The 6,524-nt window shown below is 61.2% G+C and carries 11 protein-coding genes; 5 read left to right on the top strand and 6 right to left on the bottom strand.

Annotated features, from left to right (window positions below; all coding sequences use genetic code 11):
• Positions 1 to 127: 127 nt before the first annotated feature.
• A complete protein-coding gene (locus ACLEJU_RS23425) occupies positions 128 to 451 on the bottom strand; it encodes a DUF883 family protein (RefSeq protein WP_027917148.1) in 324 nt (107 codons plus the stop codon).
• Positions 452 to 601: 150 nt separating this feature from the next.
• On the opposite strand from ACLEJU_RS23425, the gene ACLEJU_RS23420 reads away from it, so the two are divergent.
• A complete protein-coding gene (locus tag ACLEJU_RS23420) occupies positions 602 to 817 on the top strand; it encodes a dodecin (RefSeq protein ID WP_400653913.1) in 216 nt (71 codons plus the stop codon).
• Positions 818 to 922: 105 nt separating this feature from the next.
• On the top strand, positions 923 to 1,144 hold the full coding sequence (locus tag ACLEJU_RS23415) for a DUF1161 domain-containing protein (RefSeq protein ID WP_435425133.1): 222 nt from the start codon (positions 923 to 925) through the stop codon (positions 1,142 to 1,144).
• 33 nt (positions 1,145 to 1,177) lie between these two features.
• Here the strand turns inward: ACLEJU_RS23415 and ACLEJU_RS23410 are convergent, their stop codons facing one another.
• Positions 1,178 to 2,176 carry an LLM class flavin-dependent oxidoreductase gene (locus ACLEJU_RS23410; protein WP_435425134.1) on the bottom strand — a complete coding sequence of 333 codons (999 nt, stop codon included), beginning with the start codon at positions 2,174 to 2,176 and terminating at the stop codon, positions 1,178 to 1,180.
• 154 nt (positions 2,177 to 2,330) lie between these two features.
• On the opposite strand from ACLEJU_RS23410, the gene ACLEJU_RS23405 reads away from it, so the two are divergent.
• The gene (locus ACLEJU_RS23405) at positions 2,331 to 2,756 is read left to right on the top strand and encodes an OsmC family protein (RefSeq protein ID WP_435425135.1); all 426 of its coding nucleotides are present in this window, start codon (positions 2,331 to 2,333) and stop codon (positions 2,754 to 2,756) included.
• A 73-nt stretch (positions 2,757 to 2,829) separates the two neighbouring features.
• A complete protein-coding gene (locus ACLEJU_RS23400; protein WP_027917153.1) occupies positions 2,830 to 3,063 on the top strand; it encodes a DUF1161 domain-containing protein in 234 nt (77 codons plus the stop codon).
• A gap of 31 nt (positions 3,064 to 3,094) precedes the next feature.
• Here the strand turns inward: ACLEJU_RS23400 and ACLEJU_RS23395 are convergent, their stop codons facing one another.
• Together ACLEJU_RS23395 and ACLEJU_RS23390 are read right to left on the bottom strand one after the other, a co-directional pair.
• On the bottom strand, positions 3,095 to 3,508 hold the full coding sequence (locus ACLEJU_RS23395) for a PA0061/PA0062 family lipoprotein (protein WP_103448355.1): 414 nt from the start codon (positions 3,506 to 3,508) through the stop codon (positions 3,095 to 3,097).
• 55 nt (positions 3,509 to 3,563) lie between these two features.
• The gene (locus tag ACLEJU_RS23390) at positions 3,564 to 3,977 is read right to left on the bottom strand and encodes a PA0061/PA0062 family lipoprotein (RefSeq protein ID WP_110639490.1); all 414 of its coding nucleotides are present in this window, start codon (positions 3,975 to 3,977) and stop codon (positions 3,564 to 3,566) included.
• Positions 3,978 to 4,044: 67 nt separating this feature from the next.
• On the opposite strand from ACLEJU_RS23390, the gene ACLEJU_RS23385 reads away from it, so the two are divergent.
• Positions 4,045 to 5,127, top strand: coding sequence for an aminopeptidase (locus tag ACLEJU_RS23385; protein WP_435425136.1), 1,083 nt, complete (start codon positions 4,045 to 4,047; stop codon positions 5,125 to 5,127).
• A 157-nt stretch (positions 5,128 to 5,284) separates the two neighbouring features.
• Here ACLEJU_RS23385 and ACLEJU_RS23380 read toward each other — a convergent pair whose 3' ends face one another.
• Positions 5,285 to 5,935 (bottom strand): HAD family hydrolase, encoded by a 651-nt coding sequence (locus ACLEJU_RS23380; protein WP_435425145.1) that lies wholly within the window; start codon positions 5,933 to 5,935, stop codon positions 5,285 to 5,287.
• Positions 5,936 to 5,955: 20 nt separating this feature from the next.
• A complete protein-coding gene (locus tag ACLEJU_RS23375; protein WP_400726803.1) occupies positions 5,956 to 6,504 on the bottom strand; it encodes a gamma carbonic anhydrase family protein in 549 nt (182 codons plus the stop codon).
• Between the last annotated feature and the right edge of the window lie 20 nt (positions 6,505 to 6,524).

Raw genomic sequence — 6,524 nt, 5'->3', positions numbered from 1 at the left:
GGGGGGCGTTGGGGGTTTTTCCCCCGCCCCTGCCCGCGTGGGTGTTGTGGTTTCTTCGGCGAGCGGGGGGGGGCCCCCCCGAGCAACTGGCGCAGTGGCTACGCGCCGAACTGGCCAGGCAGAACGCTTAGTTGCGCTTGCACAGCAGGTATGCCGCCAGAAGGCCCAGAGCGCCAATGGCAACGCCTGCGGTGGTGTATGGGTGCTCCTGGGCGTAATCGCGGGTGGCGATGCCCGTCTGGCGGGTGCGCTCTTTCACTTCCTCATAGGCATCGCTGATCAGGCTGCGCGAATGGCGTAGCGCGCTTTCGGCGTTGCTGCGCATCGCCTTCACTGACTTCTGGGTTTCCTCGGAGGCATCGTGCTTCAGGTTCTCCAGGCTTTTCAGGAGGCTTTCGATCTCCGCTTCCATGCTTTCCAGGGACGTTTTACGCAGCGAGTTGCGGTGCATGTTGACTCTCCTTTGCAGAATGGACTGTAAGGATTGCGACTACCGGGCTGCGGGAAAGTGCGATCGAACTTTACCGAACGGTGGTGGCTCGCAGGTAAACCAGGCCTGCGCTGCTAGGCTCAATCACACCGTCACCCAAGGAGAGCGCTCATGACCGATCATCACACTTACAAGAAGATCGAGCTGGTGGGATCGTCCCACAACAGTATCGAAGAAGCGATCAATAATGCCCTGGCCGAAGCTGGCAAGAGCATCAAGCACCTGGAATGGTTTGAAGTGATCGACACCCGTGGCCATATTCGCGACAACAAGGCCGCGCATTTCCAGGTCACGCTGAAGGTTGGCTTCCGCATCGCCAACAGCTGAAACATTCCCGGGCTGGAATAGCCCGGCGTGATGGCGTTATAACTCCGAAGGGCGCCTTGGCGGCGCCCTTTTGGTCTTTTCTCATCTGTACAAGGAATGCGATCGATGAAGAAACTGATGCTGGCGATGGGTTTGATGGTGCTGGCTGGTGGGGCGATGGCTGCCGGCAAACCTTGTGAAGAGCTCAAGGCAGAGATCGCCTCGAAGCTCGATGCCAAGGGCGTGAAGGGCTACAAGCTGGAAATCGTCAACAAGGGCGAGCCGGCTGGCAAGGTAATCGGCAGTTGTGAGGGCGGTAGCAAGGAGATTGTCTACCGCCGTGGCTAAGGTTGGATTCTTCGCGGGCCTGCCCGCGAAGCGTCATTTCAAAGCCTGCGCCATCAGTTCATAGGACCGAATCCGGTCCGCATGTTCATACAAGTCACAGGTAAAGATCAGCTCATCCGCTCCGGTCTGCTCCAGCAGCACCTCCACCTTGGCCCTGACCTTCTGCGGGCTGCCGATCATCGCCAGGCCAAGGAAACTGCCCACGGCATCGCGCTCGTGGGGCAACCACAGCCCGTCCATGCTCGGCACAGGTGGCTTCTGCATCAGGCTCTGGCCTCGAATCAGCGCCAGAATGCGCTGGTACACCGAGGTCGCCAGGTACTCGGCCTTTTCGTCGGTTTCCGCCACCACCATCGGAATCCCCAGCATCACGTAGGGCCTGTCCAGCGTGGTCGACGGTTTGAAATGGTCGCGATAGATGCGGATCGCCTCATGCATGTAGCGCGGCGCGAAGTGCGAGGCAAAGGCGTATGGCATGCCGCGCATCCCGGCCAGCTGGGCGCTGAACAGGCTGGAACCGAGTAGCCACAGGGGAACGTCGGTGTCGTGGCCGGGTACGGCGATCACTTTTTGATCATCGGTGCGTGGGCCAAGGTAACGCGACAGCTCCTCGACATCGTCCGGGAAATCGTCGGCGCTGCCGGCGCGGTCACGGCGCAGGGCGTAGGCGGTCATCTGGTCGGAGCCGGGCGCGCGGCCCAGGCCCAGGTCGATACGTCCCGGATACAGGCTGGCCAATGTGCCGAACTGTTCGGCGATTACCAGCGGCGCATGGTTGGGCAGCATGATGCCGCCGGAGCCGACGCGAATGGTCGACGTGCCGCCAGCCAGGTAGCCGATCAGTACTGAGGTGGCCGAACTGGCGATACCGTCCATGTTGTGGTGTTCGGCCACCCAGAAGCGGTTGTAGCCAAACCGCTCGACATGCCGGGCCAGGTCCAGCGAATTGTGCAGCGATTGTGCTGGGCCTTTGTCGGCGCGCACCGGCACCAGGTCGAGGGTGGATATCTTCAGGTCACGCAGCTGCGTCATCGGAGCCTCCGCAAGGGTGTTTGGCCCGGAGGCCTTTTGAACTCTGTATGGGCGGATTCGAAGGATTCAATCCTCACTGTGCGATTGCTCTGAACTTGCTGCAGGACGCTGACCTCGAAAATGTAGGTAAGTAACCCTATGACCAGGAGGCATCATGAAAAAGACAGCATCGGCGATCTGGCAAGGTGGCCTGAAGGATGGCAAAGGCCTGCTTTCCACCGAAAGCGGCGCTCTCAAGCAGAACCCTTACGGCTTCAACACGCGTTTCGAGGGTTCGCCGGGGACCAACCCGGAAGAGCTGATCGGCGCGGCCCATGCCGGCTGCTTCTCGATGGCGCTGTCGATGATGCTCGGTGAGGCAGGGTTCACCGCAGACCGCATCGATACCATTGCCGAAGTCACGCTGGACAAACAACCCGACGGCTTTGCCATCACCGCTGTGCAACTGATTCTCAAGGCCAAGGTGCCGGGGGTCAGCGAGGCGCAGTTCCTCGAAATCGCCAACAAGGCCAAGGCCGGTTGCCCGGTGTCGAAGGTGCTCAACGCTAAGATCAGCCTGAACGCCACCTTGGTGGGCTAGGCCGCGCAACGGCAGCTGTTTGCTGTAGTCTAAACAGCGTCGGCAGCGCAGCTGCCTTGCCAGGAGCCGTTCCATGATTCGCGTAGCAATCGCCGTGCTGGCTTCGCTTGTGGCCACTTCTGCATTGGCGGCGGTGAAACCGTGCGAAGAACTCAAGGCTGAGATCGAAGCCAAGATCCAGGCCCAAGGTGTGACGTCCTACACCCTGGAAATCGTGCCCAACAGTGAGGTCAAGGATCAGAACATGATCGTCGGCACCTGTGATGGCGGGACGAAGAAGATCATTTACCAGAAGAACGACCGTTGATTGATTGGGGCCGCACTGCGGCCCTAATCAATCACGGGATGCAGAACACGTCGCTCGGCTCGTTCACCAGCACCTTGCGGCTGGCGTCGTACAACAGCACCTGCGGGTCCATCACCGGTGCCCGTGCCTCCAGGCGATAGCGCTCGCCGGCCTTGAAGTCGTCGAAGCGCACGGTCAGGTAGCAGGTCCGATCCTTGGGGCTGGTGAGCATGCCGCCGGCATAGATTTCATAGTCGAACCGTACCACCAGTTCATGCTTGCCTGGGGTCAGCTGGAAGTAGCGGCCATCGTCCAGGCGCTGGCCGTCGAGGCGGTCGGCCATGAGCAGGCGGCCAGGGGTCACGGTGTAGAGGTCGACCCAGGCCTTGGCGGGGTCTACGGGTGGCAAGGGGCTGGCGCAAGCCCCCAATGCACTGAGGGCGATCAGCATCATGGGCTGGCGCATGGCAAAACTCCCACTCGCGATACACGAGTTACAAGCATAGCGCCGTTTGTGCGGTTCAGGTGCGTTGGCAACCTGCTGGCAGGCCCTGCCCGACCAGTTTCTGCTGGTGGTCGTATAGCTTGATCCATGGGCGGAAGCCGATACTGCCGGCTTGCAGCTGGTAGCGCTGCCCGGCGTTGAAGTCCTTGAACGTCAGCTTGACCTGGCAATCACGCCACAATGGTTCGTCGACCGGGCCGATATTGCTCGGCGTGACCGGGAATTGATAGCGCACGGTCAGCTCATGGCTGCCGGGAGGCACTTCGAAGTAGCGTGTGTCGGCCCAGTCGCGCTCGTCCACCTGCTTCGCGTCCAGCGAAGCTTCGTCGTAGGGCGTGAGATCGACCCAGGCCAGGTTCGGGTCCGGGTCGGGCAGGGTTGAACAGGCAGAAACCAGCAGCAGTGAGCCGGTGACCAACAGTGCACGCATGGCGAAACTCCCCCTTGGCGAGATAGTCTTGGAGCGCATTGGCCATGAGCGAGTTGGATAGCCCCAGATGGATCTCTTTGTTCTTTTCAAGCGCTCAGGCCCTGGGCCACTCGACTGCGTTTTCAGGCATTTGGTTCCCCTGCTGGGTGCTTTTCTGCTGAACGGTTGCAGCACCGTGGGCTATTACGGCCAGTTGGCCGAGGGGCAATGGCAGCTGTTGCGGGCGCGCCAGCCGGTGGACAAGGTGATCGCCGACCCGGCCAGCAGCCCGCTCCTGCGCGCTCGCCTTGAACATGCCGAAGCGGCGCGGGTGTTCGCCAGCGAACAGCTCAAGCTGCCGGACAACCGAAGCTATCGGCTCTACGCCGATCTGCAGCGTCCCTACGTGGTGTGGAACGTGTTCGCCACTCCTGAACTGTCGTTGCAACCGGTGACGCACTGCTTCCCAATTGCTGGCTGCGTCGCCTACCGCGGCTATTACCGCCAGGGCGCTGCGCGTGGCGAGGCGGCGTTGATGCGCCAGCAAGGCCTGGACGTGTACGTGAGCGGCGTTGAAGCGTACTCGACGCTGGGCTGGTTCGATGACCCGATTCTGTCTTCCATGGTCGGTTGGGGGGATGAGCGGCTGGCCACGCTGATCTTCCATGAGCTGGCTCATCAGCGCTTTTATGTGCAGGACGACACCGAGTTCAACGAGTCGTTTGCCACTTTCGTCGAGCAGGAAGGCACGCGGCAATGGCGCGCCGCCCGTGGGCTTGCGGCGACCGAAGAGGATCAGTTGCAGCAGCGCGACCAGTTCACCCGGTTGGTGCTGACCAGCCGTGAGCGGTTGCAGGCGATTTATGCTGGGCCCTTGGATGATGCGCACAAGCGGGCGGCCAAGCAGATGGAGTTCGAGCGCTTGCGCAGTGAATACAAGCAGGTGCGGGACAGCCAGTGGAACGGCGACAAGCGCTATGACGCCTGGATCTATGCGCCGTTGAGCAATGCCAAACTGTTGCCGTTCGGGCTTTATGACCAGTGGGTACCGGCGTTTGCGGCTGTATTCCGAGAGGTGGGTGGGGATTGGGCGCGGTTTTATGAGCGGGTCGAGCAGCTTGGCCGGTTGTCGGCTGCTGACAGGAAGGCGGCTTTGCAGCGGTTGATGTGAGCCTGTGAAATTTTGGGGCCGCTTTGCGGTCCTTTCCGACCGGTCCGGCGCCCCGGCAAGGCCGCTCCCACATGAATTGTGCAAACTTTCAGGTCGCCGCTTTACCTGTGGGAGCGGCCTTGTGTCGCGAAAGGGCTGCGCAGCAGCCCCATGGCCCTCAACCCTTGCTGAAGGCTTGATGCAACTCGGCCACAGTGGCGAAATGGAAGGCCGGTGCCTCAGCCACCAGCTCTTCCCGGCTACCAAACCCATACCCCACCGCCACCGCCTGCAACCCATTGCTGCGAGCCCCGATCAAGTCATGCTTGCGATCGCCGATCATCAGCGTCTGCGCCGGATCCAGCCCTTCCTCATCCAGCAGATGACGGATCAGCTCGACCTTGTTGGTCCGCGTACCATTCAGCTCGCTGCCGTAGATCACCTTGAAGTGGTGATCGAACGCAAAGTGCCGGGCAATTTCCTGGGCGAACTCCCACGGTTTGGAGGTGGCGATATACAGCGTCCGGCCTTGGCCATTCAGGGTTTCGAGCAGCTCCGGCACGCCTTCGAACACCAGGTTCTCGTACAAGCCAGTGATACGGAAGCGTTCCCGGTAGAAGTTCACCGCTTCCCACGCCTTGGCTTCATCGAAGCTGTAGAACTGCATGAACGCCTGCAGCAGCGGTGGGCCGATGAAGTGTTCGAGGCGGGTCAGGTCGGGCTCGTCGATGCCCAGCTTGGCCAGGGCATACTGGATCGAGCGGGTGATGCCCAGGCGCGGGTTGGTCAAGGTACCGTCGAGGTCGAAAAGGATGTTCTGCTGGTGCATGTGCGTCTCGGTAGTCAGGTTCATTCCGGTTGGTCGTAGCCTTCGGCCAGGTGCTGGTCCTTGAGCTTGACGTAGTTGCCGGCGCTGTAAGGGAAGAAGGCATGTTCCTGATCGTTGAGCAGCCTGACCTGTTTCACCGGGCTGCCCATGTACAGGTAGCCACTGACCAGGCGCTTGCCGGGCGGCACCAGGCTGCCAGCACCGATGATCACTTCGTCTTCGACGATGGCGCCGTCCATGATGGTGCTGCCCATGCCGACCAGGATACGGTTGCCCAGGGTGCAGCCATGCAGCATGACCTTGTGGCCGATGGTCACCTCATCACCGATGATCAGCGGAAAACCGTCGGGGTTGAATGGACCGGCGTGGGTAATGTGCAAAACGCTGCCGTCCTGCACGCTGGTGCGCGCGCCAATGCGGATGCGGTGCATGTCGCCTCGGATCACCGTCAGTGGCCAGACAGAGCTGTCCTCGCCTATTTCCACGTCGCCCAGGACCACCGCCGAACGGTCGACAAACGCCCTGAGTCCCACTTTCGGAGTGTGTTGCTGGAAGCTGCGGATGGCCATGATAGCGTCTCTCATCTTTG

Origin of the sequence: Pseudomonas sp. SMN11 (assembly GCF_052041945.1) — a bacterium.
Taxonomy (GTDB): domain Bacteria; phylum Pseudomonadota; class Gammaproteobacteria; order Pseudomonadales; family Pseudomonadaceae; genus Aquipseudomonas.
The sequence above is the reverse complement of the archived record's forward strand: the minus strand, read 5'-3'. Positions and strand labels throughout refer to the sequence as shown.

Bases quoted from the DNA above. Each gene is read 5' to 3' on its own strand.
- ACLEJU_RS23425 (WP_027917148.1), bottom strand. From the start codon at position 451: ATGCACCGCAACTCGCTGCGTAAAACGTCCCTGGAAAGCATGGAAGCG.
- ACLEJU_RS23420 (WP_400653913.1), top strand. From the start codon at position 602: ATGACCGATCATCACACTTACAAGAAGATCGAGCTGGTGGGATCGTCC.
- ACLEJU_RS23415 (WP_435425133.1), top strand. From the start codon at position 923: ATGAAGAAACTGATGCTGGCGATGGGTTTGATGGTGCTGGCTGGTGGG.
- ACLEJU_RS23410 (WP_435425134.1), bottom strand. From the start codon at position 2,176: ATGACGCAGCTGCGTGACCTGAAGATATCCACCCTCGACCTGGTGCCG.
- ACLEJU_RS23405 (WP_435425135.1), top strand. From the start codon at position 2,331: ATGAAAAAGACAGCATCGGCGATCTGGCAAGGTGGCCTGAAGGATGGC.
- ACLEJU_RS23400 (WP_027917153.1), top strand. From the start codon at position 2,830: ATGATTCGCGTAGCAATCGCCGTGCTGGCTTCGCTTGTGGCCACTTCT.
- ACLEJU_RS23395 (WP_103448355.1), bottom strand. From the start codon at position 3,508: ATGCGCCAGCCCATGATGCTGATCGCCCTCAGTGCATTGGGGGCTTGC.
- ACLEJU_RS23390 (WP_110639490.1), bottom strand. From the start codon at position 3,977: ATGCGTGCACTGTTGGTCACCGGCTCACTGCTGCTGGTTTCTGCCTGT.
- ACLEJU_RS23385 (WP_435425136.1), top strand. From the start codon at position 4,045: ATGGATCTCTTTGTTCTTTTCAAGCGCTCAGGCCCTGGGCCACTCGAC.
- ACLEJU_RS23380 (WP_435425145.1), bottom strand. From the start codon at position 5,935: ATGCACCAGCAGAACATCCTTTTCGACCTCGACGGTACCTTGACCAAC.
- ACLEJU_RS23375 (WP_400726803.1), bottom strand. From the start codon at position 6,504: ATGGCCATCCGCAGCTTCCAGCAACACACTCCGAAAGTGGGACTCAGG.